The organism is Rhizobium sp. N324, assembly GCF_001664485.1.
Taxonomy (GTDB): Bacteria; Pseudomonadota; Alphaproteobacteria; order Rhizobiales; family Rhizobiaceae; genus Rhizobium.
In genome coordinates, this window is record NZ_CP013630.1 from 1,792,112 (window position 1) to 1,818,733 (window position 26,622).

The window sequence follows — 26,622 nt, forward strand, 5'->3', positions numbered from 1 at the left end:
CGCGGCGATCAATTGCCACGCGGATGTTTCGGATGACGCCCGGCGACAGCTTGTCATCGGCCGACAGGCGAGGGCCCTCGGTGCCGGGCGCGGCCGCTCATCTCCGCCAGCCCACGCGATTTTATCCAAGCATTTCAGTGATTTTCGATAGGGCCCCGGCGAATCATCTTGCAGGCGGCGAATTGTCCCCCATATGCGCTGTCACACCAAGAATGGCGTCTGCAATTAAGTCTTGCGCAATTTCGCCGAAAGCCTTAAACGGCGGCACTAAACCGGTTCGCCGGGGCCCACCATTTCGTTCACAGGAAGCATTCAAATGGCAAAGAGTAAGTTTGAGCGCAACAAGCCGCACGTCAACATCGGCACGATCGGCCACGTTGACCACGGCAAGACGTCTCTGACGGCAGCGATCACGAAGTACTTCGGTGAGTTCAAGGCGTACGACCAGATCGACGCTGCTCCGGAAGAAAAGGCCCGTGGCATCACCATTTCGACGGCGCACGTCGAATATGAGACGCCGGCCCGCCACTACGCGCACGTCGACTGCCCCGGCCACGCCGACTACGTCAAGAACATGATCACCGGTGCTGCCCAGATGGACGGCGCGATCCTGGTGTGCTCGGCCGCTGACGGCCCGATGCCGCAGACGCGCGAACACATTCTGCTGGCCCGCCAGGTCGGCGTTCCGGCGATCGTGGTGTTCCTGAACAAGGTCGACCAGGTTGACGACGCCGAGCTTCTCGAACTGGTCGAGCTCGAAGTTCGCGAACTGCTGTCGTCCTACGACTTCCCGGGCGACGATATCCCGGTCGTCAAGGGTTCGGCGCTGGCCGCTCTCGAAGATAGCGACAAGAAGATCGGCGAAGACGCGATCCGCGAGCTGATGGCTGCGGTCGACTCTTACATCCCGACGCCTGAGCGTCCGATCGACCAGCCGTTCCTGATGCCGATCGAAGACGTGTTCTCGATCTCGGGCCGCGGCACGGTCGTGACCGGCCGCGTCGAGCGTGGCATCGTCAAGGTTGGCGAAGAAGTCGAGATCGTCGGCATCCGCGCAACCTCGAAGACGACGGTGACCGGCGTTGAAATGTTCCGCAAGCTGCTCGATCAGGGCCAGGCCGGCGACAACATCGGCGCACTGGTTCGCGGTGTGAACCGTGACGGCGTCGAGCGTGGCCAGATCCTGTGCAAGCCGGGCTCTGTCAAGCCGCACAAGAAGTTCATGGCGGAAGCCTACATCCTGACGAAGGAAGAGGGTGGCCGTCATACGCCGTTCTTCACCAACTACCGTCCGCAGTTCTACTTCCGCACGACGGATGTGACCGGCATCGTGACGCTGCCTGAGGGCACGGAAATGGTTATGCCGGGCGACAACGTCACGGTTGCCGTCGAGCTGATCGTTCCGATCGCGATGGAAGAAAAGCTGCGCTTCGCGATCCGCGAAGGCGGCCGCACCGTCGGCGCCGGTATCGTCGCTTCGATCGTCGAGTAATCCTGGGATTACCCGCAATTCAGGAAAAACCCCGCTGGAAACGGCGGGGTTTTTTCGTTTTGATGCCTATTCGGGTGTTTAACAGGTGTTGTAAAAATATCGTTAAATTAGCCCGTCACAGTATTTTGTTCATCTCACATTCAGAAACCGGTTGTGATTGGTTCATTTTAGTCCAGACTCCTTCATGCAAAGAGGAGAGCCCGGATGATTCCAAAGGCCACATTCGCTGCGACGATATTCGCAATGTATGTTTTCACGATGTTTTTCATCGCTGCCATTCCGCAGGAGGTTGTTCAGGCAGCCGGCGTGCAGATTGGCGAGGTAAGTGTTGTTAAGTGATGATTAGCGCAGTTCCTTAAGGGGCTGCGATGATCGGAAATGATCGGCCAGGCGCTCCCGGATCGGATGCTCTTGGCGACGCGGGGGTGAACCCTTGCAGGACGCTCGCTTGCTCTTCGCGCGGAAGCGTCTAACTATGCCTCCGATTTGATGACGCGGAGGATATTCCATGAAGAAGCGAATTCTGTTCACGGGCGGTTCGGGCAAGGCAGGTCGCCATACCGTGCCGTGGCTGGTCAATGCCGGTTACGAGGTTCACAACCTCGATCTCGTGCCGCTGGACAGTCCCGGCGTCACCAATCTCATTGCCGATATCACCGATAGCGGTCAGGTCTTCAACGCGCTGTCGATGCACCGCGATTTTCCCGATCTCGATGCGGGCAGGGGCGTGCAGTCCTTCGATGCCGTCGTGCATTTCGCCGCCATCCCGCGCATTCTGATCAAGCCCGACAATGAGACTTTCCGCATCAACACGATGGGCACTTATAATGTCATCGAGGCCGCGGTGAAGCTTGGCATCAGGAAGATTATCGTCGCATCGAGCGAGACGACCTACGGCGTCTGCTTTGCCGAAGGCCATCGCGATTTCCACCAGTTCCCGCTGGAGGAGGACTACGACGTCAATCCGATGGATTCCTACGGGCTGTCAAAGGTGGTCAACGAAAAGACGGCCCGCGCCTTTGCCGAACGGTCGGGCTTCGACATCTATGCGCTGCGAATCGGCAATGTCATCGAGCCGCACGAATATGAGAGGTTCCCCACCTTTTTCGCCAATCCCGAGATGCGCAAGCGCATCGCCTGGAGCTATATCGATGCCCGCGACCTCGGGCAGATCTGCCATCTCTGCATCGAAAAGGACGGTCTCGGCTATCAGGTGTTCAACGCCGCCAACGACACCGTCTCGGCCAACACGCCGTCGAAGGAGCTTGCGCAGCGATTCTTTCCGAACGTGCCCTTCACTCGCGAGATCGGCGAATATGAAGGCCTTCTCTCCAACCGCAAGATTCGCGAGGTGCTGGGGTTCAAGGAAGAGCACGATTGGCGGAAATATGTGACGGTCTGAACGGATCCCGGCAGCGCGACGAGCAAGCCGATCGCTCGCATATACGCAGAATGGCTATGAAAATCGAAAATCGTGCTTGCCAATCCGCTGTCGTCGTCTTAAAGGGAGCGCCATGCTTTTCAGCAGCGATTTGCGGGCCTTGGCCCGGCGCTGAATGATCGGTGTGAAGGGGTATAGCTCAGTTGGTAGAGCGGCGGTCTCCAAAACCGCAGGTCGTAGGTTCGAGCCCTACTGCCCCTGCCATTTTCCTTGATGCGGGACAGCGCGGACATGCTCGCGGCATTCCGGCCGGGGATTGATGGGTGATGACTAATTTCGTTAAACTTCGGTTTCCCTCTTGTGTATTCGGAAATCGGTGTTTATTTAGGGTTCAACAGACACGCGGTGCGTGGGGCTGATAGTTTCAGCTTTACGCGCCGTAATTGCGTGGGCAGTCGATGGCATCCAAATCCAATCCGTTTGCGTTTCTGCAGCAGGTTCGCTCCGAGACGTCCAAAGTTACATGGCCGTCGCGCCGCGAGACGATGATCTCGACGGTTATGGTGCTTGTGATGGTGGTTTTCGCTGCACTGTTTTTCTTTGCCGCTGACCAGCTGATCGGCTGGGTTCTGAGCTTCGTGCTGAATACCGGCAACTGATACGGGTGGAGATGAAAATGGCGGCACGTTGGTACATCGTCCACGCATATTCAAATTTTGAAAAGAAGGTCGCTGAAGACATCGAGAACAAGGCTCGCCAGAAGGGGCTTGAGCACCTGTTCGAGAAGATCCTCGTGCCGACCGAAAAGGTGGTGGAAGTGCGTCGCGGCCGCAAGGTCGACAGCGAGCGCAAGTTCTTCCCGGGCTATGTCATGGTTCGCGCCAATCTGACGGATGAAGCCTATCACCTGATCAAGAATACGCCGAAGGTCACCGGCTTTCTCGGCTCTGACAATAAGCCCGTTCCGATTCCGGATTATGAAGCCGAGCGCATTCTCGGTCAGGTCCAGGAAGGTGTCGAGCGGCCGAAGGCCTCCATTACCTTCGAGATCGGCGAGCAGGTTCGCGTTTCCGACGGCCCGTTCGCGTCGTTCAACGGCACGGTTCAGGATGTCGACGAAGAGCGTTCGCGCCTGAAGGTTGAAGTGTCGATCTTTGGCCGCGCAACGCCGGTCGAGCTGGAATACGCTCAGGTCGAGAAGGTCTGATTGCAAGAGATTGGAAGCAGGCCTTGCGGCCGGTTTCCCGCGGACCTTGTCCGCACCCGCGTGGAAGGTGAGGGGTCTTAGCCGGACCCCAATGATCCGCACCACGCAACCGCAGCCGCCGGAGCGATCCGGCATCACGGGCCGGGCGACCGGCCGCTCATGAAAGGCAGAGAGATATGGCTAAGAAAGTTGCAGGCCAGCTCAAGCTTCAGGTCAAGGCAGGATCGGCAAACCCGTCCCCGCCGATTGGTCCGGCGCTTGGTCAGCGTGGCATTAACATCATGGAATTCTGCAAGGCGTTCAATGCCGCCACGCAGGAAATGGAAAAGGGCATGCCGATCCCGGTCGTCATCACCTATTACCAGGACAAGTCCTTCACCTTCGCGATGAAGCAGCCTCCGGTCAGCTACTGGCTGAAGAAGGAAGCGAAGATCACGTCCGGTTCCAAGACGCCCGGCAAGGGCGCCAAGGCCGGCTCCCTCACCAAGGCTCAGATCAAGACGATCGCAGAAGCCAAGATGAAGGATCTGAACGCAGCGGATATCGAAGGTGCAATGGCGATGATCGAGGGCTCTGCCCGCGCCATGGGCCTGGAAGTGGTGGGTTAAGATCATGGCTGGTAAGCGCACGCAGAAGATCAACGAAGGTGTTGATCCCACCAAGCTCTACGCTCTGAGCCTCGCCATCGGCATGGTCAAGGAACGGGCTGTCGCCAAGTTCGACGAAACCATCGAAGTCTCGATGAACCTCGGCGTCGACCCGCGCCATGCGGACCAGATGGTTCGCGGCGTCGTCAACCTGCCGAACGGCACCGGCCGTACGGTTCGCGTCGCCGTCTTCGCTCGCGGCGTCAAGGCTGACGAAGCCAAGGCTGCCGGTGCCGATATCGTCGGTGCTGAAGACCTCGTCGAAATCGTTCAGGGCGGCAAGATCGAATTCGATCGCTGCATCGCCACCCCCGACATGATGCCGCTCGTCGGCCGTCTCGGTAAGGTTCTCGGCCCCCGCGGCATGATGCCGAACCCGAAGGTCGGCACCGTCACCATGGACGTCGCCGGAGCCGTCAAGGCTTCCAAGGGCGGCGCAGTCGAGTTCCGCGTCGAGAAGGCTGGTATCGTCCATGCCGGCATCGGCAAGGCCTCTTTCGACGCCAAGGCTCTGGAAGAAAACATCCGCGCTTTCGCTGACGCCGTCATCAAGGCGAAGCCGGCTGGCGCCAAGGGCAACTACGTCAAGCGCGTGGCGATTTCTTCGACCATGGGTCCGGGCGTCAAGATCGAAGTCGGCTCGGTCACCGCAGCGCCGACTGCATAAGTTGATTGCCGGACCTCGGTCCGGTCACTGAAATTCCGGCCTCGCAAGGGGCCGGAATATTCCGGAGAAATCCGGAATCCTGTCCGAGATTGCAGGTGGTTTTCCCTTAATCACTTCGCCTGCATGAGACGGGTAAGACCCGAATTGCATGAAGTTCGCTTCTCGTAACTCGGTTCGAGCCTTGGATGCCTTGTGCCTCTTCAGCCTTCATTGGCGCGGGAGCGCGGGGGGACAGGATCCTCAAGCGTCGCTTGGGATCTCGCATGATCCCGGGAGGCAAAAGGCAACCCGGCGGGCCCGTTTTCGGTCCCGCCAACTGGAGATAGGCAGTGGAAAGAGCGGAAAAACGCGAATTCGTCACGGAACTGAACGAAGTCTTCAAGGCTTCGGGCTCGGTTGTCGTGGCCCACTATGCTGGTGCCACAGTCGCGCAGATGAACGATTTTCGTTCGAAGATGCGTGCAGCTGGCGGTACCGTCAAAGTCGCGAAGAACCGCCTGGCCAAAATTGCCCTTCAGGGTACGGAAGCGGAAGGGATCACCGATCTCTTCAAGGGTCAGACGCTGATTGCATACAGCACCGACCCGGTCACCGCTCCGAAGGTCGTCATGGATTTCGCCAAGACCAACGACAAGATCGTTGTTCTGGGCGGCGCCATGGGAACAACCACGCTCAACGCCGATGCAGTCAAGTCGCTTGCGACCCTGCCTTCGCTCGATGAGCTGCGTGCGAAGCTGCTGGGCATGATCCAGACACCGGCTACCCGCATCGCTGGGGTTGTTGCAGCACCGGCAAGCCAGCTTGCCCGCGTGTTTGCGGCCTACGCCAAGAAGGACGAAGCCGCTTAAGGCGGTTTTTCGCTGTTTATAATCAACCGGTTCGAACCGAACAAAAGGAACTAGTAAAATGGCTGATCTCGCAAAGATCGTTGACGACCTCTCCGCTCTGACCGTTCTGGAAGCTGCAGAACTGTCGAAGCTTCTCGAAGAAAAGTGGGGCGTTTCCGCTGCTGCTCCGGTAGCTGTTGCTGCCGCTGCTGGCGGTGCTGGCCCGGCTGTCGTTGAAGAAGAAAAGACCGAATTCGACGTTATCCTCGTCGACGCCGGTGCCAACAAGATCAACGTCATCAAGGAAGTCCGCGCCATCACCGGTCTCGGCCTCAAGGAAGCCAAGGACCTCGTCGAAGGCGCTCCGAAGGCTGTCAAGGAAGGCGTCAACAAGGCTGAAGCCGCTGACATCAAGAAGAAGCTTGAAGACGCTGGCGCCAAGGCCGACGTCAAGTAATCTTGAAACGCTTTTGGGAGGCAGTCTCTGCTGCCTCCCATTTGCCGTTTTTCTGAACGAATTACCCAAAAGCCGCGTCAAACCGGCTTTTGGGTAATGGGTTCTTCAAAAGGATAGTCTCGCACCGAGGGCAGCACAGCAATCCGAGCTGAGCGTTTTCGGGTGTCGGACGAGATTGAACTACCCATTGATAGACGGGATCGACTGGCCATCGGTTCCCGTCCGTTGCAGGCCCGGGTGCAAGATTTTGAAGGAGCGACGATGGCTCAGACCCTTTCGTTCAATGGTCGTAGGCGCGTACGCAAGTTTTTTGGTAAGATCCCCGAAGTCGCAGAAATGCCGAACCTCATCGAGGTTCAGAAGGCGTCCTACGACCAATTTTTGATGGTTGAAGAGCCGAAAGGCGGCCGGCCCGACGAGGGCCTTCAGGCCGTTTTCAAGTCGGTTTTCCCGATCACAGATTTCTCCGGCGCCTCCATGCTGGAATTCGTGTCCTACGAGTTCGAGCCGCCGAAGTTCGACGTTGACGAATGCCGTCAGCGCGACCTGACCTATGCTGCGCCGCTGAAGGTGACGCTGCGCCTGATCGTGTTCGATATCGACGAGGATACCGGCGCCAAGTCGATCAAGGACATCAAGGAACAGTCCGTCTACATGGGCGATATGCCGCTCATGACCAACAACGGCACGTTCATCGTCAACGGCACCGAGCGCGTCATCGTTTCCCAGATGCACCGTTCGCCGGGCGTCTTCTTCGACCACGACAAGGGCAAGAGCCATTCTTCCGGTAAGTTGCTCTTTGCCGCCCGCGTCATCCCCTATCGCGGCTCCTGGCTCGATATTGAATTCGACGCCAAGGATATCGTCTACGCCCGTATCGACCGTCGCCGTAAGATCCCTGTCACGTCGCTGCTGATGGCGCTCGGCATGGACGGCGAGGAAATCCTCGACACCTTCTACACGAAGTCGCTCTACAAGCGCGACGGCGAAGGCTGGCGCATTCCCTTCAAGCCGGAAACGCTGAAGGGCGCCAAGGCGATCACCGAGATGGTCGACGCCGATACCGGCGAAGTCGTCGTGGAAGCCGGCAAGAAGCTGACCCCGCGCCTGCTGCGCCAGCTGTCCGACAAGGGACTGAAGGCGCTGAAGGCCGGCGACGACGATCTTTACGGCAACTACCTCGCCGGCGACATCGTCAACTACTCCACCGGTGAGATCTACCTCGAAGCCGGCGACGAAATCGACGAGAAGACGCTCGGCATCATCCTGGCGAACGGTTTCGACGAGATCCCGGTTCTCGGCATCGACCACATCAATGTTGGTGCCTATATCCGCAACACGCTGACCGCCGACAAGAACGAGAACCGTCAGGACGCTCTGTTCGACATCTACCGCGTCATGCGTCCGGGTGAGCCGCCGACCATGGAATCGGCCGAAGCCATGTTCAACTCGCTGTTCTTCGATGCGGAGCGTTACGACCTCTCCGCCGTCGGCCGCGTCAAGATGAACATGCGTCTCGACCTGACTGTCGAAGACACCGTCCGCATCCTGCGCAAGGACGACATCCTGGCCGTGGTCAGGATGCTGGTCGAACTGCGCGACGGCAAGGGCGAGATTGACGACATCGACAACCTCGGCAACCGCCGCGTCCGTTCGGTCGGCGAGCTGATGGAAAACCAGTATCGTCTCGGCCTGCTGCGCATGGAGCGCGCGATCAAGGAACGCATGTCCTCGATCGAGATCGACACGGTCATGCCGCAGGATCTGATCAACGCCAAGCCGGCAGCCGCCGCTGTGCGCGAATTCTTCGGTTCCTCGCAGCTCTCGCAGTTCATGGACCAGGTCAACCCGCTCTCGGAAATCACCCACAAGCGCCGTCTGTCGGCCCTTGGCCCGGGCGGTCTGACCCGTGAGCGCGCCGGCTTCGAAGTCCGCGACGTGCATCCGACCCACTACGGCCGCATTTGCCCGATCGAAACGCCTGAGGGCCCGAACATCGGTCTGATCAACTCGCTTGCGACCTTTGCCCGCGTCAACAAGTACGGCTTCATCGAAAGCCCGTACCGCCGCATCGTCGACGGCAAGGTGACGAGCGACGTGCTCTACCTCTCCGCCATGGAAGAGGCGAAGTACTACGTCGCCCAGGCCAACGCCGAAATGAACGCCGACGGTTCCTTCGTCGACGAGTTCGTCGTCTGCCGTCATGCCGGCGAAGTCATGTTGGCGCCCCGCGACAGCATGAACCTGATGGACGTTTCGCCGAAGCAGGTCGTTTCGGTCGCAGCCGCGCTCATCCCGTTCCTGGAAAACGACGACGCCAACCGCGCCCTCATGGGCTCGAACATGCAGCGTCAGGCCGTGCCGCTGCTGCGTGCCGAAGCCCCGTTCGTCGGTACCGGCATGGAGCCGGTCGTTGCCCGTGACTCCGGCGCTGCCATCGGCGCCCGCCGCGGCGGCGTGGTCGACCAGGTCGACGCGACGCGTATCGTTATCCGCGCCACCGAAGACCTCGAAGCCGGAAAGTCCGGCGTCGACATTTACCGCCTGCAGAAGTTCCAGCGTTCGAACCAGAACACCTGCGTCAACCAGCGCCCGCTGGTCACCGTCGGTGACGAGGTCAACCGCGGCGACATTCTCGCCGACGGCCCGTCGACCGATCTCGGCGACCTGGCGCTCGGCCGCAACGCGCTCGTCGCGTTCATGCCCTGGAACGGCTACAACTACGAAGACTCGATCCTGCTCTCCGAGCGTATCGTTGCCGACGACGTGTTCACCTCCATTCACATCGAGGAATTCGAAGTGATGGCGCGTGACACCAAGCTTGGTCCTGAGGAAATCACCCGCGACATTCCGAACGTTTCGGAAGAAGCGCTGAAGAACCTCGACGAAGCCGGCATCGTCTATATCGGCGCCGAAGTTCAGCCGGGCGATATCCTGGTCGGCAAGATCACCCCGAAGGGCGAAAGCCCGATGACGCCAGAGGAAAAGCTTCTGCGCGCCATCTTCGGTGAAAAGGCCTCCGACGTGCGCGATACCTCCATGCGCATGCCGCCCGGCACCTACGGCACGATCGTCGAAGTTCGCGTCTTCAACCGCCACGGCGTTGAGAAGGACGAGCGCGCGATGGCGATCGAGCGCGAAGAGATCGAGCGTCTGGCAAAGGACCGCGACGACGAGCAGGCGATCCTCGACCGTAACGTCTACGGCCGTCTGATCGAAATGCTGCGCGGCCAGGCTTCCATCGCCGGCCCGAAGGGCTTCAAGAAGGGCACCGAGCTTTCGAACGCCGTCGTCTCCGAATATCCCCGCTCGCAGTGGTGGATGTTCGCCGTCGAGGACGAGAAGGTTCAGAGCGAACTCGAAGCGCTCCGCGGCCAGTACGACGAATCCAAGTCGCGCCTTGAACAGCGCTTCATGGATAAGGTCGAGAAGGTCCAGCGCGGCGATGAAATGCCCCCGGGCGTCATGAAGATGGTCAAGGTCTTCGTCGCCGTGAAGCGCAAGATCCAGCCAGGCGACAAGATGGCTGGCCGTCACGGGAACAAGGGCGTCGTCTCGCGCATTGTGCCTGTCGAAGACATGCCGTTCCTCGAAGACGGCACGCATGTCGACGTCGTTCTCAACCCGCTCGGCGTTCCCTCGCGCATGAATGTCGGCCAGATCCTCGAAACCCATCTGGGTTGGGCTTGTGCCGGCATGGGGCGCCAGATCGGCGAACTGATCGAAGCCTACAAGGCCAATGGCAATATCGAGCCGCTGCGCAAGACCATCGGCGATGTCGTCGGTGACGGTCCGAAGGCCGAACAGGTGCAGGAGTTCGACGACGAATCCGTTCTGCGTCTCGCCGACCAATGGAAGCGCGGCGTTTCGATTGCGACGCCTGTTTTCGACGGTGCCAACGAAGCCGACGTCAACGACATGCTGCGTCTGGCCGGTCTCAAGGACAGTGGTCAGTCGACGCTCTATGACGGCCGTACCGGCGAGCAGTTCGACCGCCAGGTGACCGTGGGCTACATCTACATGCTGAAGCTCAACCACTTGGTCGACGACAAGATCCATGCCCGTTCGATCGGTCCTTACTCGCTCGTGACCCAGCAGCCGCTGGGCGGAAAGGCGCAGTTCGGCGGACAGCGTTTCGGCGAAATGGAAGTCTGGGCGCTCGAGGCATATGGTGCGGCCTATACGCTGCAGGAAATGCTGACGGTGAAGTCGGACGACGTCGCCGGCCGCACCAAGGTCTACGAAGCCATTGTCCGCGGAGACGACACGTTCGAAGCCGGTATTCCGGAAAGCTTCAACGTTCTCGTCAAGGAAATGCGCTCGCTGGGCCTCAGCGTCGAACTCGAAAACACCAAGCTTGATGAGGCGCAGGCAGCACAGCTGCCCGATGCTGCCGAGTAAGCACTTGATAGGGCGTGCGCTGCCATGGCGGCGCGCGCCGGTCCCACCGGGCGCCGTATCCGTGTCGCCCCGGAAGGGAAGTTTCGCCGCATCTTGCGGTTATTCTCGTTTAAGCGAGGGAGGCGGCTCCCGGGAAATTGCCGCCGACCATCGCATTTTGAGGGCGCTTTAGCCCATGAAGGAGACAGGCATGAACCAAGAGGTCATGAATCTTTTCAATCCGCAGGTGCCTGCACAGAATTTCGATTCTATTCGGATTTCAATCGCATCTCCGGAGAAGATCCTCTCCTGGTCTTACGGTGAGATCAAGAAGCCGGAAACCATCAACTACCGCACGTTCAAGCCGGAACGCGACGGTCTGTTCTGCGCGCGCATCTTCGGACCGATCAAGGATTACGAATGCCTGTGCGGCAAGTACAAGCGCATGAAGTACAAGGGCATCATCTGCGAAAAGTGCGGCGTCGAAGTGACGCTGTCGCGCGTTCGCCGTGAGCGCATGGGCCATATCGAGCTCGCTGCTCCCGTTGCCCATATCTGGTTCCTCAAGTCGCTGCCGTCGCGCATTTCGACGCTGCTCGACATGACGCTGAAGGATGTCGAGCGCGTCCTCTACTTCGAAAACTACATCGTCACCGAGCCGGGCCTGACGGCCCTGAAGGAGCACCAGCTCCTCTCGGAAGAAGAGTACATGCTTGCCGTCGACGAATACGGCGAAGACCAGTTCACCGCGATGATCGGCGCTGAGGCGATCTACGAGATGCTGGCCTCGATGAACCTCGAAAAGATCGCCGGCGACCTGCGCGCCGAGCTTGCCGACACCACGTCGGATCTCAAGCAGAAGAAGCTGATGAAGCGCCTGAAGATCGTCGAGAACTTCATGGAGTCGGGCAATCGTCCGGAATGGATGATCATGAAGGTCGTTCCGGTCATCCCGCCGGATCTGCGTCCGCTGGTTCCTCTGGATGGTGGTCGGTTCGCGACCTCGGATCTGAACGATCTCTACCGCCGCGTCATCAACCGTAACAACCGTCTGAAGCGCCTCATCGAGCTTCGTGCGCCCGGCATCATCATCCGCAACGAAAAGCGCATGCTGCAGGAATCGGTTGATGCGTTGTTCGACAACGGCCGCCGTGGCCGCGTCATCACCGGCGCCAACAAGCGTCCGCTGAAGTCGCTCTCCGACATGCTGAAGGGCAAGCAGGGCCGCTTCCGCCAGAACTTGCTCGGCAAGCGCGTCGACTATTCCGGCCGTTCGGTCATCGTCACCGGTCCGGAACTGAAGCTGCACCAGTGCGGCCTGCCGAAGAAGATGGCGCTCGAGCTCTTCAAGCCGTTCATCTACGCCCGCCTCGACGCCAAGGGTTACTCCTCGACCGTCAAGCAGGCCAAGAAGCTGGTCGAAAAGGAAAAGCCTGAAGTCTGGGATATCCTCGACGAGGTCATCCGCGAGCATCCGGTTCTCCTGAACCGCGCGCCGACGCTGCACCGCCTGGGCATCCAGGCCTTCGAACCCACCCTGGTCGAAGGCAAGGCGATCCAGCTGCACCCGCTCGTCTGCACGGCCTTCAACGCCGACTTCGACGGCGACCAGATGGCCGTTCACGTGCCGCTGTCGCTGGAAGCCCAGCTCGAAGCCCGCGTGCTGATGATGTCGACCAACAACATCCTGCATCCGGCCAACGGCGCGCCGATCATCGTTCCCTCGCAGGACATGGTTCTTGGCCTCTATTACCTGTCGATCCTGAACCAGAACGAGCCGGGCGAAGGCATGGCCTTCTCCGATCTCGGCGAACTGCATCACGCCCTCGAAACCAAGGTCGTGACGCTGCACACCAAGATCCGCGGCCGCTTCAAGTCGGTCGACGAGGATGGCAAGCCCTACTCGAAGATCTATGAGACGACGCCTGGCCGTCTGCTCATCGGCGAACTGCTGCCAAAGAACGGCAAGGTGCCCTTCGACATCTGCAACCAGGAAATGACCAAGAAGAACATCTCCAAGATGATCGACACGGTCTACCGCCATTGCGGCCAGAAGGACACGGTCATCTTCTGCGACCGCATCATGCAGCTCGGCTTCTCCCATGCCTGCCGCGCCGGCATTTCGTTCGGCAAGGACGACATGGTCATTCCGGATGCCAAGGCCAAGATCGTTGCCGACACCGAAAGCCTGGTGAAGGAATACGAGCAGCAGTACAATGACGGCCTGATCACCCAGGGCGAAAAGTACAACAAGGTTGTCGACGCCTGGGGCAAGGCCACCGAAAAGGTCGCCGAAGAAATGATGGCCCGCATCAAGGCGGTCGAATTTGATGAGAACACCGGCCGTCAGAAGCCGATGAACTCGATTTACATGATGAGCCATTCCGGCGCCCGCGGTTCTCCGAACCAGATGCGCCAGCTGGGCGGCATGCGCGGCCTGATGGCCAAGCCGTCGGGTGAAATCATCGAGACGCCGATCATCTCGAACTTCAAGGAAGGCCTGACCGTCAACGAGTACTTCAACTCGACGCACGGCGCCCGTAAGGGTCTGGCAGACACTGCCTTGAAGACCGCCAACTCCGGTTACCTGACCCGCCGTCTCGTCGACGTCGCGCAGGATTGCATCGTCACGCACGTTGATTGCGGCACCGAAACCGGCCTCACCATGACCGCCATCGTCGATGCCGGTCAGGTCGTCGCCTCGCTCGGCGCCCGCATCCTCGGCCGCACGGCGCTCGACGATATCGATCATCCGGTCTCGGGTGAGCGCATCGTCGATGCCGGCAAGATGATCCTCGAGCCCGACGTCATCGAGATCGAGAAGGCCGGTATCCAGTCGATCCGCATCCGCTCGGCGTTGACCTGCGAAATCCAGACGGGCGTCTGCTCGGTCTGCTACGGCCGCGACCTTGCCCGTGGTACGCCTGTCAACATGGGCGAAGCCGTCGGCGTCATCGCCGCTCAGTCGATCGGTGAGCCGGGGACCCAGCTCACCATGCGTACCTTCCACCTTGGCGGTACGGCAACCGTGGTCGACCAGTCGTTCCTGGAAGCCTCGTACGAAGGTACGGTGCAGATCAAGAACCGCAACATCCTGCGCAACTCCGATGGCAACCTCGTTGCCATGGGCCGCAACATGACCGTCCAGATCCTGGACGAGCGTGGCGTCGAGCGGTCGTCGCAGCGTGTGGCCTACGGTTCGAAGCTGCATGTCGACGAAGGCGACAAGGTCAAGCGCGGCCAGCGTCTGGCGGAGTGGGATCCTTACACCCGTCCGATGATGACCGAAGTGGCTGGTACCGTTCAGTTCGAAGACCTGGTCGACGGTCTTTCGGTCCTGGAAGCGACCGACGAATCCACCGGCATCACCAAGCGTCAGGTCATCGACTGGCGTTCGACCCCGCGCGGTTCGGACCTCAAGCCGGCGATCGTCATCAAGGATGCCAGCGGCAATGTCGCCAAGCTGTCGCGCGGCGGCGACGCCCGCTTCATGCTCTCGGTCGACGCCATCCTGTCGGTCGAGCCGGGCACCAAGGTCTCCCAGGGTGACGTTCTCGCGCGTTCGCCGCTGGAAAGCGCCAAGACCAAGGACATCACCGGCGGTCTGCCGCGTGTTGCCGAGCTCTTCGAAGCCCGCCGTCCGAAGGACCACGCCATCATCGCAGAGATCGATGGTACGATCCGTCTCGGCCGCGACTACAAGAACAAGCGCCGCGTCATCATCGAGCCGGCGGAAGACGGTGTCGAGCCTGTCGAATACCTGATCCCGAAGGGCAAGCCCTTCCACCTTCAGGAAGGCGACTATATCGAAAAGGGTGACTACATCCTCGACGGTAACCCGGCTCCGCACGACATCCTGGCGATCAAGGGCGTGGAGGCTCTGGCCTCCTACCTCGTCAACGAGATCCAGGAAGTCTACCGCTTGCAGGGCGTTGTCATCAACGACAAGCACATCGAGGTAATCGTCCGTCAGATGCTGCAGAAGGTGGAAATCACCGATGCAGGCGACTCGACCTATATCGTCGGCGACAATGTCGACCGGATCGAGCTCGAAGACGTCAACGATCACCTGATCGAGCAGGGCAAGAAGCCCGCCTACGGCGATCCGGTTCTTCTCGGCATCACCAAGGCGTCGCTGCAGACCCCGTCCTTCATCTCGGCCGCATCCTTCCAGGAAACGACCAAGGTGCTGACGGAAGCTGCGATCGCCGGCAAGACCGACGGCCTGCAGGGTCTGAAGGAAAACGTCATCGTCGGCCGGCTCATCCCGGCCGGCACCGGCGGCACCATGACCCAGATCCGCCGCATCGCCACGTCGCGCGACGAGCTGATCCTCGAAGAGCGCCGCAAGGGCACGGGTGCTGCCGTTGCCACGCCGATGCTGCAGGACATGGCCGAAAAGGCTCCGGCTGCGGAATAATCCGCGGCCCTTGCCCACCACCTGGTGGCACACGAATTGAAAAACCGCCCGGAGCGATCCGGGCGGTTTTTGTTTTTGGTCTGGGTTGATCAGTCTGGGGGAGGGAGGGCCTTTCCTCCGCTTGTGCTGCCACAGCTTATGCTGCCTCTGGCGACCTGCAGCTTTCGCGGCGGCTCCCGTCAGTTGAAGCGGATGATCGCGACCTCGCCATCGACGGCGCCTTGGTAGGCAGAGGCATGCGGCTCTTCGGCGGGCACCTCGGTCAGCATGCCGATCTGGTCGAGATCGGCCTCGATGAAGCCTTCCTCGGCAAGGGCGTTCAAGGCTTCCCGCACGGCGGTGTCGTCGTCAGGCGCCTTCAGCATGATGTGCAGGTCGATGCCGTCGCTGTCGTCGGACTCGTAGCCTTTGCCGATGATGATGAAGATCATCGGGCCGTCGAAATTATTGTCGTTATCAGGTGTCGTAATCATCGCCTGTCCTTCGGCTCTTTGACGATTCGGTCGCTCGAATCCTGCTGTGAGGGCCGCACGCCGCAATTGCTGATTCCTTAACTGCTTTTGCCGCGATGCCCAAGTTTTTATCTTGGTCCAAGGCCGCCATTTCGTCTAGAAGGATGAAATCAGGCCGTTAGGCCCGCAGATCAAGGCGATACGGCGAGTTTATTTCTTAACCGGCCTTGACGAGAGGGGTGGAAACCAGTAGTACCCCGGCCATCAGATCCCATGTGAGGCTTGGCTGTTCGGGGCGACGCGCCCTGAAGTTCACCTCAAACAAGGTTCTAAACGCACGTTGAAGTCATGATGCTGCACGCACGACGCATATTTTATGCGTCCTCTGCTCCTTGTGGTCCATCTGCGGAAGCGGATCGGGCCATATTTTGCGCATTGACGGAAAGCGTGCGTCACTGCCGGAGACGGCGCGAGTTCAAGCCCGCAAGGGTACTGAGATAAAACGTAAGGGATGGTTGAATGCCTACCGTAAACCAGCTGATCCGCAAGCCTCGCCAGGCGAACGTAAAGCGTAACAAGGTTCCCGCACTCCAGGAGAACCCGCAGAAGCGCGGCGTTTGCACGCGCGTCTATACGACGACGCCGAAGAAGCCGAACTCGGCTCTGCGTAAGGTCGCAAAGATCCGCCTGACCAACGGCTTCGAAGTCATTGGTTACATCCCCGGCGAAGGTCACAACCTTCAGGAACACTCTGTCGTCATGATCCGTGGCGGCCGCGTCAAGGACCTTCCGGGTGTCCGTTATCACATCATCCGCGGCGTTCTCGATACCCAGGGTGTCAAGAACCGCAAGCAGCGCCGCTCCAAGTACGGCGCGAAGCGTCCGAAGTAATTCGGTTTTGAATAATTCGGCGCTGCGCGAGGTCCTCCGCGTGATGAAGCGCCTTAACGGTTGAAGAGACGAAAACTATGTCCAGACGTCATAAAGCAGAAAAGCGCGAGATCAATCCGGACCCGAAGTTCGGCGACCTCGTCGTCACCAAGTTCATGAATGCCATCATGCTCGACGGCAAGAAGTCCGTTGCTGAAAACATTGTCTATGGCGCGTTCGACGTCGTCCAGGGCAAGTCCAAGCAGGAGCCGCTCACGGTATTTCATTCTGCGCTCGACAACATTGCTCCGCACGTTGAAGTCCGCTCGCGCCGCGTCGGTGGTGCGACCTATCAGGTGCCGGTCGATGTTCGTCCGGAGCGCCGCCAGGCTCTCGCCATTCGCTGGCTGATCGCTGCTGCCCGCAAGCGCAATGAAACGACTATGGTTGACCGCCTTTCCGGCGAACTGCTCGATGCGTCCAACAATCGCGGCTCCGCCGTCAAGAAGCGCGAAGACACGCACAAGATGGCTGACGCCAACCGTGCATTCTCGCACTATCGCTGGTAATTCCGAACGGTATCGAAAGGCAGTCCACAATGGCTCGCGAATATAAGATCGAAGACTACCGTAATTTCGGTATCATGGCGCATATCGACGCCGGCAAGACCACGACGACCGAGCGTATCCTTTATTACACCGGCAAGTCGCACAAGATCGGCGAAGTCCACGACGGCGCAGCCACCATGGACTGGATGGAGCAGGAGCAGGAGCGTGGCATCACGATCACCTCCGCTGCCACCACGACCTTCTGGAAGGGCCGTGACGGCAAGACGCGCCGCTTCAACATCATCGACACCCCCGGCCACGTCGACTTCACCATCGAAGTCGAGCGTTCGCTGCGCGTTCTCGACGGCGCCATCGCGCTGCTCGACGCCAATGCCGGCGTCGAGCCGCAGACGGAAACCGTCTGGCGCCAGGCCGAGAAGTACAATGTCCCGCGGATGATCTTCTGCAACAAGATGGACAAGACCGGCGCCGACTTCTACCGCTCGGTCGAGATGATCAAGACCCGTCTCGGCGCAACGGCTGTCGTGATGCAGCTGCCGATCGGTGCCGAAACCGAATTCAAGGGCGTCATCGACCTGATCGAGATGAACGCTCTCATCTGGCGCGACGAGTCGCTCGGCGCCCAGTGGGATGTCGTCGAGATCCCCGAGGACATGAAGGCCAAGGCTGAAGAATATCGCGAAAAGCTGATCGAGACGGTCGTCGACATCGACGAGGCCGCGATGGAAGCCTATCTCGAAGGCATTCTGCCCGACAACGATCAGATCCGTGCGCTCGTTCGCCGCGGCACGATCGACGTCAAGTTCCACCCGATGTTCTGCGGCACCGCCTTCAAGAACAAGGGCGTGCAGCCGCTGCTCGACGCCGTCGTCGACTACCTGCCGTCGCCGATGGATATCCCGGCGATCAAGGGCATCGACTTCAAGACGGAAGCCGAAATCGAGCGTCATGCCGATGACAGCGAGCCGCTTTCCATGCTCGCCTTCAAGATCATGAACGACCCCTTCGTCGGTTCGCTGACCTTTGCCCGCATCTATTCCGGCAAGCTCGAAAAGGGCGCATCGGTCATGAACACGGTCAAGGACAAGCGCGAGCGCGTCGGCCGCATGCTGCAGATGCACTCCAACTCGCGTGAAGACATCGAAGAAGCCTTCGCAGGCGACATCGTCGCTCTCGCCGGCCTCAAAGAAACCACGACGGGCGATACGCTTTGCGATCCGCTGAAGCCGGTTATCCTCGAGCGCATGGAATTCCCCGAGCCGGTCATCCAGATCGCCATCGAGCCGAAGACCAAGGGCGACCAGGAAAAGATGGGCCTCGCGCTCAACCGCCTGGCTGCTGAAGATCCGTCCTTCCGCGTCAAGACCGACCAGGAATCCGGCCAGACCATCATCGCCGGCATGGGCGAACTGCATCTCGACATCATCGTCGACCGCATGCGTCGCGAATTCAAGGTTGAAGCAACCGTCGGCGCGCCGCAGGTTGCCTACCGCGAAACCATCACGCGCCAGCACGAAGAAGACTACACGCACAAGAAGCAGTCCGGTGGTACCGGCCAGTTCGCGCGCGTCAAGATCGTCTTCGAACCGAACCCGGAAGGCGATGACTTCAAGTTCGAATCGAAGATCGTCGGTGGTTCCGTTCCGAAGGAATACATCCCCGGCGTTCAGAAGGGCATCGAAAGCGTTCTGTCTTCGGGTCCGCTCGCTGGCTTCCCGATGCTCGGCGTCAAGGCGACCCTCATCGACGGCGCCTTCCACGACGTCGACTCCTCGGTTCTCGCCTTCGAAATCGCATCGCGTGCCTGCTTCCGTGAAGCGGCCAAGAAGGCCGGCGCGCAGCTGCTCGAGCCGATGATGAAGGTCGAAGTCGTTACCCCGGAAGATTATGTCGGCGACGTCATCGGCGACCTGAACTCCCGTCGCGGTCAGATCCAGGGCCAGGAAAGCCGTGGTATCGCCGTCGTCATCAACGCGAACGTCCCGCTCGCGAACATGTTCAAGTACGTCGACAACCTGCGCTCCATGTCTCAGGGCCGCGCCCAGTACACGATGACCTTCGATCACTATTCGCCGGTCCCGTCGAACGTCGCAACAGAAATCCAGGCAAAGTATTCCGGTCAGAAGTGACCGGAATACCAATTGACCGATAACAAGAATTAGATCCCCTCGGGGACTAGCAAAACGGAGAGCCGAAAATGGCAAAGAGTAAGTTTGAGCGCAACAAGCCGCACGTCAACATCGGCACGATCGGCCACGTTGACCACGGCAAGACGTCTCTGACGGCAGCGATCACGAAGTACTTCGGTGAGTTCAAGGCGTACGACCAGATCGACGCTGCTCCGGAAGAAAAGGCCCGTGGCATCACCATTTCGACGGCGCACGTCGAATATGAGACGCCGGCCCGCCACTACGCGCACGTCGACTGCCCCGGCCACGCCGACTACGTCAAGAACATGATCACCGGTGCTGCCCAGATGGACGGCGCGATCCTGGTGTGCTCGGCCGCTGACGGCCCGATGCCGCAGACGCGCGAACACATTCTGCTGGCCCGCCAGGTCGGCGTTCCGGCGATCGTGGTGTTCCTGAACAAGGTCGACCAGGTTGACGACGCCGAGCTTCTCGAACTGGTCGAGCTCGAAGTTCGCGAACTGCTGTCGTCCTACGACTTCCCGGGCGACGATATCCCGGTCGTCAAGGGTTCGGCGCTGGCCGCTCTCGAAGATAGCGACAAGAAGATCGGCGAAGACGCGATCCGCGAGCTGATGGCTGCGGTCGACTCTTACATCCCGACGCCTGAGCGTCCGATCGACCAGCCGTTCCTGATGCCGATCGAAGACGTGTTCTCGATCTCGGGCCGCGGCACGGTCGTGACCGGCCGCGTCGAGCGTGGCATCGTCAAGGTTGGCGAAGAAGTCGAGATCGTCGGCATCCGCGCAACCTCGAAGACGACGGTGACCGGCGTTGAAATGTTCCGCAAGCTGCTCGATCAGGGCCAGGCCGGCGACAACATCGGCGCACTGGTTCGCGGTGTGAACCGTGACGGCGTCGAGCGTGGCCAGATCCTGTGCAAGCCGGGCTCTGTCAAGCCGCACAAGAAGTTCATGGCGGAAGCCTACATCCTGACGAAGGAAGAGGGTGGCCGTCATACGCCGTTCTTCACCAACTACCGTCCGCAGTTCTACTTCCGCACGACGGATGTGACCGGCATCGTGACGCTGCCTGAGGGCACGGAAATGGTTATGCCGGGCGACAACGTCACGGTTGCCGTCGAGCTGATCGTTCCGATCGCGATGGAAGAAAAGCTGCGCTTCGCGATCCGCGAAGGCGGCCGCACCGTCGGCGCCGGTATCGTCGCTTCGATCGTCGAGTAATTAGCGGCTGGGCCACCAGGCCCAAGGAAAGGATAGGGACGCCGATCTCGGTGTCCCTCTCGATCTTTGAAACCGGTGGCCCGCTAACGTAACTGAAGGTAAGTCGTGTCCCTGAATGGTGACACGCGGATAACAGACACAAGGATAAAGTCGAATGAACGGCCAGAATATCCGCATCCGCCTGAAGGCGTTCGATCACCGGATTCTCGATGCCTCCACGCGCGAGATCGTATCGACGGCTAAGCGCACCGGTGCAAGCGTCCGGGGCCCCGTTCCGCTTCCGACCCGCATCGAGAAGTTTACGGTCAACCGGTCCCCGCACATCGACAAGAAGAGCCGTGAACAGTTCGAGATGCGCACGCATAAGCGCCTTCTCGATATCGTTGACCCGACCCCGCAGACGGTAGACGCGCTGATGAAGCTCGATCTCGCCGCCGGTGTCGATGTTGAGATCAAGCTCTGAGACTTCGGGTCTTCGGGCTGAGTGAGAAGGATTGAACCGATGCGTTCAGGTGTGATTGCACAGAAGGTGGGAATGACCCGCGTCTATAACGACGCCGGTGAGCATGTCCCGGTAACGGTACTGCGTATGGACGGCTGCCAGGTCGTCGCCACGCGCACTGTCGAAAAGAATGGCTATACCGCAGTTCAGCTCGGTGCCGGCCAGGCGAAGGTGAAGAACACGTCGAAGGCGATGCGCGGCAACTTTGCCGTTGCCAACGTCGAGCCGAAGGCCAAGGTTGCTGAATTCCGCGTGTCGGAAGACCAGCTGCTGGAGATCGGCACGGAGATCAAGGCAGGTCACTTCGCAGCCGGTCAGCTCGTCGACGTGACGGGCACGACGATCGGTAAGGGTTTTGCCGGCGCCATGAAGCGTCACGGTTTCGGCGGTCTTCGCGCCACGCACGGTGTGTCGGTGTCGCACCGTTCGCACGGTTCGACCGGCTCGCGCCAGGACCCGGGCAAGGTTTTCAAGAACAAGAAGATGGCTGGTCACATGGGCCAGACGCGCGTCACGACGCAGAACCTTGAAGTGGTTTCGACCGACGAAGATCGTGGTCTGATCCTGATCAAGGGTGCTGTTCCCGGTTCCAAGGGTGCCTGGATCATCGTGCGCGACGCCGTCAAGTCGGCCGCGAAGTAAGGGAGCCAGATCAATGGAATTCAACGTCAAGACCCTCGAGGGAAAAGACGCCGGGAAGGTTTCCCTTTCGGACGCGATTTTCGGCCTCGAGCCCCGCGAAGACATTCTCGCCCGCGTCATCCGCTGGCAGCTTGCCAAGAAGCAGCAGGGCACCCACAAGGCAAAGGGCCGCGCTGAAGTTTCGCGCACCGGCGCCAAGATGTACAAGCAGAAGGGTACGGGCCGCGCCCGCCACCATTCGGCTCGCGCTCCGCAGTTCCGCGGCGGCGGCAAGGCCCACGGCCCGGTCGTCCGCAGCCACGAGCATGACCTTCCGAAGAAGGTTCGGGCGCTCGGCCTGCGTCACGCTCTTTCGGCCAAGATCAAGGCCGATGACGTCATCGTCATCGACAACCTGGTTGCTGCCGAAGCCAAGACCAAGGCTCTCGCGTCCGTATTCGAGACGCTCGGCCTGACCAACGCCCTTTTCATCGGTGGCGCAGAACTTGACGGCAACTTCAAGCTTGCAGCTCAGAACATCCCGAACATCGATGTTCTGCCGATCCAGGGCATCAACGTTTATGACATCGTGCGCCGCGGCAAGCTCGTGCTTTCCAAGGCTGCGGTTGAAGCGCTAGAGGAGCGATTCAAGTGACCGATCTTCGCCACTACGATGTGATCGTCTCTCCGGCGATCACCGAAAAGTCCACGCTGGTATCCGAAAACAACCAGGTTGTTTTCAATGTCGCCAAGCAGGCGACGAAGCCGGAAATCAAGGCTGCTGTCGAGGCGCTGTTCGGCGTCAAGGTTACGGCCGTCAACACTCTGCTGCGCAAGGGCAAGACCAAGCGGTTCCGCGGTTTCGTCGGCAAGCAGAAGGACGTGAAGAAGGCTGTTGTGACCCTGGCTGAAGGCCAGACGATCGACGTCTCCACCGGTCTCTGAGGTATAAGAAAATGGCATTGAAAACATTCAATCCGATCACCCCGAGCCAGCGCCAGCTGGTCATCGTCGACCGTTCGGCCCTCTACAAGGGCAAGCCGGTTAAGGCGCTGACGGAAGGCCTGACCAAGAGCGGCGGTCGTAACAACCTCGGTCGCATCACCGCCCGCTTCATCGGCGGCGGTCACAAGCGTACCTATCGCCTGATCGACTTCAAGCGTCGCAAGTTCGACGTCGAAGGCACGGTCGAGCGTATCGAATACGACCCGAACCGCACGGCGTTCATCGCGCTGGTGAACTATGCTGACGGCGAGAAGGCTTATATCCTCGCTCCTCAGCGTCTCGCTGCCGGTGACAAGGTCATCGCTTCGGAGAAGGCTGTCGACGTCAAGCCCGGCAACACCATGCCGCTGCAGTTCATCCCGGTCGGCTCCATCATCCACAACGTGGAAATGAAGCCGGGCAAGGGCGGTCAGATCGCTCGCTCCGCCGGTGGCTACGCGCAGCTCGTCGGCCGCGACCAGGGCATGGCGATCCTTCGCCTGAACTCCGGTGAACAGCGTCTCGTGCATGGCTCCTGCCTTGCTTCGATCGGCGCCGTCTCCAACCCTGACCACGCCAACATCAACGACGGCAAGGCCGGTCGTACCGTTTGGCGCGGCAAGCGTCCGCACAACCGCGGTGTCGTCATGAACCCGGTCGACCATCCGCACGGCGGTGGTGAAGGCCGGACCTCCGGTGGTCGCCATCCGGTGACACCGTGGGGCAAGCCGACCAAGGGCAAGCGCACCCGGTCGAACAAGTCGACCGACAAGATGATCATGCGCTCGCGTCATCAGCGTAAGAAGTAAGAGAGGAAGTCTCCAATGGCTCGTTCAGTATGGAAAGGTCCGTTCGTTGACGGCTATCTTCTCAAGAAGGCTGAGAAGGTTCGTGAAGGCGGACGCGCAGAAGTAATCAAGATCTGGAGCCGTCGCTCCACGATCCTGCCGCAGTTCGTCGGTCTCACCTTCGGCGTCTACAACGGCAGCAAGCATATCCCGGTCAGCGTCAATGAAGACATGGTCGGCCACAAGTTCGGTGAATTCTCTCCGACCCGCACCTATTACGGTCACGGCGCGGACAAGAAGGCGAAGAGGAAGTAACGATGGGCAAGGCAAAAACAGAACGCCGGCTCAAGGACAACGAAGCGCAGGCAGTCGCCCGCACGCTCCGCGTCAGCCCCCAGAAGCTCAACCTGGTTGCTGCGGCCATCCGCGGCAAGAAGGTCGAGCGCGCACTCGCTGAGCTGGAGTTCTCCCGCAAGCGTATCGCAGGCGCCGTTAAGAAGACGCTCGAATCTGCGATCGCCAACGCCGAGAACAATCACGATCTCGACGTCGACGCACTCGTCGTCGCCGAGGCCTATGTCGGCAAGTCGATCGTCATGAAGCGTTTCCACGCTCGTGGCCGCGGTCGCGCGTCGCGCATCGAAAAGCCTTTCGCGCACCTGACGATCGTCGTTCGTGAAGTGCAGGCAGTAGAGGAGGCCGCATAATGGGTCAGAAAATCAATCCAATCGGTTTCCGTCTTGGCATCAACCGTACCTGGGATAGCCGCTGGTTTGCGGACAATGCCGAGTACGGCCAGCTGCTGCACGAAGACCTGAAGATGCGTAAGTTCGTCATGAGCGAACTGAAGCAGGCCGGGATCTCCAAGGTGGTCATCGAGCGTCCGCACAAGAAGTGCCGCGTCACGATCCACTCGGCACGTCCGGGCCTGATCATCGGCCGCAAGGGCGCCGACATCGACAAGCTCCGCAAGAAGCTGTCGGATATGACCAACTCGGAAACGCACCTCAACATCGTCGAAGTGCGCAAGCCCGAAGTCGATGCGACGCTGGTCGCTCAGTCGATCGCCCAGCAGCTCGAGCGCCGTGTGGCTTTCCGTCGCGCCATGAAGCGCGCCGTTCAATCCGCAATGCGTCTTGGCGCCGAAGGCATCAAGATCACCTGCGCCGGCCGTCTCGGCGGTGCTGAAATCGCCCGTACGGAATGGTACCGCGAAGGCCGTGTGCCGCTGCACACGCTACGCGCCGACATCGACTACGGCACGGCTGAAGCAGAAACCGCGTTCGGCATCTGCGGCATCAAGGTCTGGATCTTCAAGGGCGAAATCCTTGAGCATGATCCGATGGCTTCCGAGCGCCGTGCGATGGAAGGTGACGCCCAGGGTCCGGCAAGCCGTGATCGTGACCGCGACAGAGACCGTCGCCGCGACAACGCTTGATAGCGCGCGTGGCAGAGAAGTTCGGAGAATAAGAAAATGTTGCAGCCAAAGCGTACCAAGTACCGCAAGCAGTTCAAGGGCCGCATCAAGGGCGTCGCCAAGGGCGGTTCTGACCTGGCATTCGGCGAATTCGGCCTGAAGGCACAGGAACCCAACCGCGTCAATGCGCGCGAGATCGAAGCGGCCCGCCGCGCGATCACGCGTTATATGAAGCGCGCCGGCCGTGTATGGATCCGCGTGTTCCCGGACGTTCCGGTAACCGCAAAGCCGACCGAAGTCCGCATGGGTAAGGGTAAGGGCTCCGTTGAATACTGGGCATGCAAGGTCAAGCCCGGCCGTATGATGTTCGAGATCGACGGTGTCAGCGAAGAAATCGCCCGTGAGGCGCTTCGTCTCGGCTCTGCCAAGCTCTCGGTCAAGACGCGCTTCGTTCAGCGCATTGCAGAGTAAGGGATTGAGCTCATGAAAGCCTCAGATGTTCGCGGGTTCACCGCCGACCAACTCAAGGACGAGCTTGCCAAGCTGAAGAAGGAGCAGTTCAACCTGCGCTTCCAGAAGGCGACCGGCCAGCTCGAAAAGTCCTCGCGCATCAACGAAGTCCGCAAGGACATCGCCCGCGTGAAAACCATTGCCCGCCAGAAGGCGGCAGAAGTTAAGGCCTAAAGGAAGAAAAATATGCCGAAGCGCATCCTGCAGGGCGTCGTCGTTGGCGACAAGAACGAGAAGACGGTAGTGGTTCGCGTCGAGCGTCGTTTCGCTCACCCGCTACTCCAGAAGACCGTTCGTCGTTCCAAGAAGTACAAGGCCCACGACGAGAACAACCAGTACAAGATTGGCGATACCGTATCCATCGAGGAATGCGCGCCGATCTCCAAGGACAAGCGCTGGACGGTAATTTCCGCCCAGGGTCAGTAAACAGAATTTCGTGCGAGGCCTTGCGTCTCGCCGAAATATCTGTATGAAGCAGCGTCAGAACGCTCGAATGCCGGGCGTTCTTTTGCTTTGAGCGCACGGAAGGTCCTTCGGGAAACCACCCTGGCACGATCGATCCCGCGCTATTCAGCTATTGCCGCGTCTGTGCTGCCGTTACGGCAGTTCGGCCGGCGAAATTTTCATAAGCCGGAGTAGGGGGCTAGCCCAACCATTCCGGTAAACCAAGAAGGCGACCTGATATGATTCAGATGCAAACAAACCTCGACGTCGCGGATAATTCCGGCGCACGTCGTGTCATGTGCATCAAGGTGCTGGGCGGCTCGAAGCGCAAGTATGCCTCGATCGGCGACGTCATCGTCGTTTCGATCAAGGAAGCGATCCCGCGCGGCCGTGTGAAGAAGGGTGACGTGATGAAGGCGGTTGTCGTTCGCACCGCCAAGGACATCCGTCGTCCGGATGGCTCTGTCATCCGCTTCGACACCAACGCAGCAGTCCTCATCGACAACAAGAAAGAGCCGATCGGCACCCGTATCTTCGGACCGGTTCCGCGCGAACTTCGCGCCAAGAACCACATGAAGATCATCTCGCTGGCTCCCGAAGTACTGTAAGGAGCG

At 60.0% G+C, this 26,622-nt stretch carries 28 protein-coding genes and 1 tRNA gene; 28 read left to right on the forward strand and 1 reads right to left on the reverse strand.

Annotated features, from left to right (window positions below):
* Window positions 1-316 precede the first annotated feature (316 nt).
* The 12 genes from tuf (AMK05_RS08575) to rpoC all read left to right on the forward strand — a co-directional run bounded on the left by tuf (AMK05_RS08575) (window position 317) and on the right by rpoC (window position 15,478).
* Entirely contained in the window at window positions 317-1,492 is a 1,176-nt protein-coding gene (tuf, locus tag AMK05_RS08575) for an elongation factor Tu (protein WP_010069472.1), read from the forward strand.
* Between the two features lie 204 nt (window positions 1,493-1,696).
* On the forward strand, window positions 1,697-1,831 hold the full coding sequence (locus tag AMK05_RS35955; RefSeq protein WP_257784958.1) for a hypothetical protein: 135 nt from the start codon (window positions 1,697-1,699) through the stop codon (window positions 1,829-1,831).
* Between the two features lie 169 nt (window positions 1,832-2,000).
* Window positions 2,001-2,894 (forward strand): NAD-dependent epimerase/dehydratase family protein, encoded by an 894-nt coding sequence (locus AMK05_RS08580; protein ID WP_064838106.1) that lies wholly within the window; start codon window positions 2,001-2,003, stop codon window positions 2,892-2,894.
* Between the two features lie 167 nt (window positions 2,895-3,061).
* Window positions 3,062-3,137, forward strand: a tRNA-Trp gene (locus tag AMK05_RS08585).
* 194 nt (window positions 3,138-3,331) lie between these two features.
* Entirely contained in the window at window positions 3,332-3,532 is a 201-nt protein-coding gene (gene secE, locus AMK05_RS08590; RefSeq protein WP_003573826.1) for a preprotein translocase subunit SecE, read from the forward strand.
* Between the two features lie 17 nt (window positions 3,533-3,549).
* A complete protein-coding gene (nusG, locus tag AMK05_RS08595; RefSeq protein WP_003547516.1) occupies window positions 3,550-4,080 on the forward strand; it encodes a transcription termination/antitermination protein NusG in 531 nt (176 codons plus the stop codon).
* A gap of 176 nt (window positions 4,081-4,256) precedes the next feature.
* Window positions 4,257-4,688 carry a 50S ribosomal protein L11 gene (gene rplK, locus AMK05_RS08600; RefSeq protein WP_047620024.1) on the forward strand — a complete coding sequence of 144 codons (432 nt, stop codon included), beginning with the start codon at window positions 4,257-4,259 and terminating at the stop codon, window positions 4,686-4,688.
* A gap of 4 nt (window positions 4,689-4,692) precedes the next feature.
* Window positions 4,693-5,394: a 50S ribosomal protein L1 gene (gene rplA, locus AMK05_RS08605; RefSeq protein ID WP_049734093.1), complete on the forward strand. Its 702-nt coding sequence runs from the start codon at window positions 4,693-4,695 to the stop codon at window positions 5,392-5,394.
* A 329-nt stretch (window positions 5,395-5,723) separates the two neighbouring features.
* The gene (gene rplJ / locus AMK05_RS08610; protein WP_064838107.1) at window positions 5,724-6,242 is read left to right on the forward strand and encodes a 50S ribosomal protein L10; all 519 of its coding nucleotides are present in this window, start codon (window positions 5,724-5,726) and stop codon (window positions 6,240-6,242) included.
* A gap of 58 nt (window positions 6,243-6,300) precedes the next feature.
* Window positions 6,301-6,678 carry a 50S ribosomal protein L7/L12 gene (rplL, locus tag AMK05_RS08615; protein WP_064838108.1) on the forward strand — a complete coding sequence of 126 codons (378 nt, stop codon included), beginning with the start codon at window positions 6,301-6,303 and terminating at the stop codon, window positions 6,676-6,678.
* 261 nt (window positions 6,679-6,939) lie between these two features.
* A complete protein-coding gene (gene rpoB / locus AMK05_RS08620) occupies window positions 6,940-11,079 on the forward strand; it encodes a DNA-directed RNA polymerase subunit beta (protein WP_064838109.1) in 4,140 nt (1,379 codons plus the stop codon).
* A 190-nt stretch (window positions 11,080-11,269) separates the two neighbouring features.
* Window positions 11,270-15,478, forward strand: coding sequence for a DNA-directed RNA polymerase subunit beta' (rpoC, locus tag AMK05_RS08625; RefSeq protein ID WP_064838110.1), 4,209 nt, complete (start codon window positions 11,270-11,272; stop codon window positions 15,476-15,478).
* 179 nt (window positions 15,479-15,657) lie between these two features.
* Here the strand turns inward: rpoC and AMK05_RS08630 are convergent, their stop codons facing one another.
* Window positions 15,658-15,951 carry a hypothetical protein gene (locus tag AMK05_RS08630; RefSeq protein ID WP_049734097.1) on the reverse strand — a complete coding sequence of 98 codons (294 nt, stop codon included), beginning with the start codon at window positions 15,949-15,951 and terminating at the stop codon, window positions 15,658-15,660.
* Between the two features lie 498 nt (window positions 15,952-16,449).
* On the opposite strand from AMK05_RS08630, the gene rpsL reads away from it, so the two are divergent.
* The 16 genes from rpsL to rplN all read left to right on the forward strand — a co-directional run bounded on the left by rpsL (window position 16,450) and on the right by rplN (window position 26,616).
* The gene (gene rpsL, locus AMK05_RS08635) at window positions 16,450-16,821 is read left to right on the forward strand and encodes a 30S ribosomal protein S12 (protein ID WP_003547537.1); all 372 of its coding nucleotides are present in this window, start codon (window positions 16,450-16,452) and stop codon (window positions 16,819-16,821) included.
* 77 nt (window positions 16,822-16,898) lie between these two features.
* The gene (rpsG, locus tag AMK05_RS08640) at window positions 16,899-17,369 is read left to right on the forward strand and encodes a 30S ribosomal protein S7 (RefSeq protein WP_003578662.1); all 471 of its coding nucleotides are present in this window, start codon (window positions 16,899-16,901) and stop codon (window positions 17,367-17,369) included.
* A 29-nt stretch (window positions 17,370-17,398) separates the two neighbouring features.
* Window positions 17,399-19,498 carry an elongation factor G gene (gene fusA, locus AMK05_RS08645; protein ID WP_064838111.1) on the forward strand — a complete coding sequence of 700 codons (2,100 nt, stop codon included), beginning with the start codon at window positions 17,399-17,401 and terminating at the stop codon, window positions 19,496-19,498.
* Window positions 19,499-19,566: 68 nt separating this feature from the next.
* Entirely contained in the window at window positions 19,567-20,742 is a 1,176-nt protein-coding gene (gene tuf / locus AMK05_RS08650; protein WP_010069472.1) for an elongation factor Tu, read from the forward strand.
* A 154-nt stretch (window positions 20,743-20,896) separates the two neighbouring features.
* On the forward strand, window positions 20,897-21,205 hold the full coding sequence (rpsJ, locus tag AMK05_RS08655; protein ID WP_003547547.1) for a 30S ribosomal protein S10: 309 nt from the start codon (window positions 20,897-20,899) through the stop codon (window positions 21,203-21,205).
* A gap of 39 nt (window positions 21,206-21,244) precedes the next feature.
* Window positions 21,245-21,886 carry a 50S ribosomal protein L3 gene (gene rplC / locus AMK05_RS08660; RefSeq protein ID WP_003587198.1) on the forward strand — a complete coding sequence of 214 codons (642 nt, stop codon included), beginning with the start codon at window positions 21,245-21,247 and terminating at the stop codon, window positions 21,884-21,886.
* Window positions 21,887-21,899: 13 nt separating this feature from the next.
* Window positions 21,900-22,520, forward strand: a complete 621-nt coding sequence (gene rplD / locus AMK05_RS08665; RefSeq protein WP_003578669.1) for a 50S ribosomal protein L4 — start codon at window positions 21,900-21,902, stop codon at window positions 22,518-22,520.
* Complete coding sequence (locus AMK05_RS08670) at window positions 22,517-22,810, forward strand: 50S ribosomal protein L23 (RefSeq protein ID WP_003547550.1); 294 nt, start codon at window positions 22,517-22,519, stop codon at window positions 22,808-22,810. Before rplD ends, AMK05_RS08670 begins: the two co-directional genes overlap by 4 nt.
* An 11-nt stretch (window positions 22,811-22,821) precedes the next feature.
* Complete coding sequence (rplB, locus tag AMK05_RS08675) at window positions 22,822-23,658, forward strand: 50S ribosomal protein L2 (protein WP_003547551.1); 837 nt, start codon at window positions 22,822-22,824, stop codon at window positions 23,656-23,658.
* A 15-nt stretch (window positions 23,659-23,673) separates the two neighbouring features.
* Window positions 23,674-23,952: a 30S ribosomal protein S19 gene (gene rpsS / locus AMK05_RS08680; protein ID WP_003573797.1), complete on the forward strand. Its 279-nt coding sequence runs from the start codon at window positions 23,674-23,676 to the stop codon at window positions 23,950-23,952.
* A gap of 2 nt (window positions 23,953-23,954) precedes the next feature.
* Window positions 23,955-24,344 (forward strand): 50S ribosomal protein L22, encoded by a 390-nt coding sequence (gene rplV / locus AMK05_RS08685; protein ID WP_064838112.1) that lies wholly within the window; start codon window positions 23,955-23,957, stop codon window positions 24,342-24,344.
* Window positions 24,344-25,075, forward strand: coding sequence for a 30S ribosomal protein S3 (gene rpsC / locus AMK05_RS08690; RefSeq protein ID WP_003587196.1), 732 nt, complete (start codon window positions 24,344-24,346; stop codon window positions 25,073-25,075). The genes rplV and rpsC overlap by 1 nt, the downstream gene beginning before the upstream one ends.
* A gap of 36 nt (window positions 25,076-25,111) precedes the next feature.
* Window positions 25,112-25,525: a 50S ribosomal protein L16 gene (gene rplP, locus AMK05_RS08695; protein ID WP_003573792.1), complete on the forward strand. Its 414-nt coding sequence runs from the start codon at window positions 25,112-25,114 to the stop codon at window positions 25,523-25,525.
* 12 nt (window positions 25,526-25,537) lie between these two features.
* Window positions 25,538-25,738 (forward strand): 50S ribosomal protein L29, encoded by a 201-nt coding sequence (gene rpmC, locus AMK05_RS08700; protein WP_003547556.1) that lies wholly within the window; start codon window positions 25,538-25,540, stop codon window positions 25,736-25,738.
* Between the two features lie 12 nt (window positions 25,739-25,750).
* Window positions 25,751-25,990 carry a 30S ribosomal protein S17 gene (gene rpsQ, locus AMK05_RS08705; protein ID WP_003573791.1) on the forward strand — a complete coding sequence of 80 codons (240 nt, stop codon included), beginning with the start codon at window positions 25,751-25,753 and terminating at the stop codon, window positions 25,988-25,990.
* A 257-nt stretch (window positions 25,991-26,247) separates the two neighbouring features.
* Window positions 26,248-26,616, forward strand: coding sequence for a 50S ribosomal protein L14 (gene rplN, locus AMK05_RS08710; RefSeq protein ID WP_003573790.1), 369 nt, complete (start codon window positions 26,248-26,250; stop codon window positions 26,614-26,616).
* Window positions 26,617-26,622 lie beyond the last annotated feature (6 nt).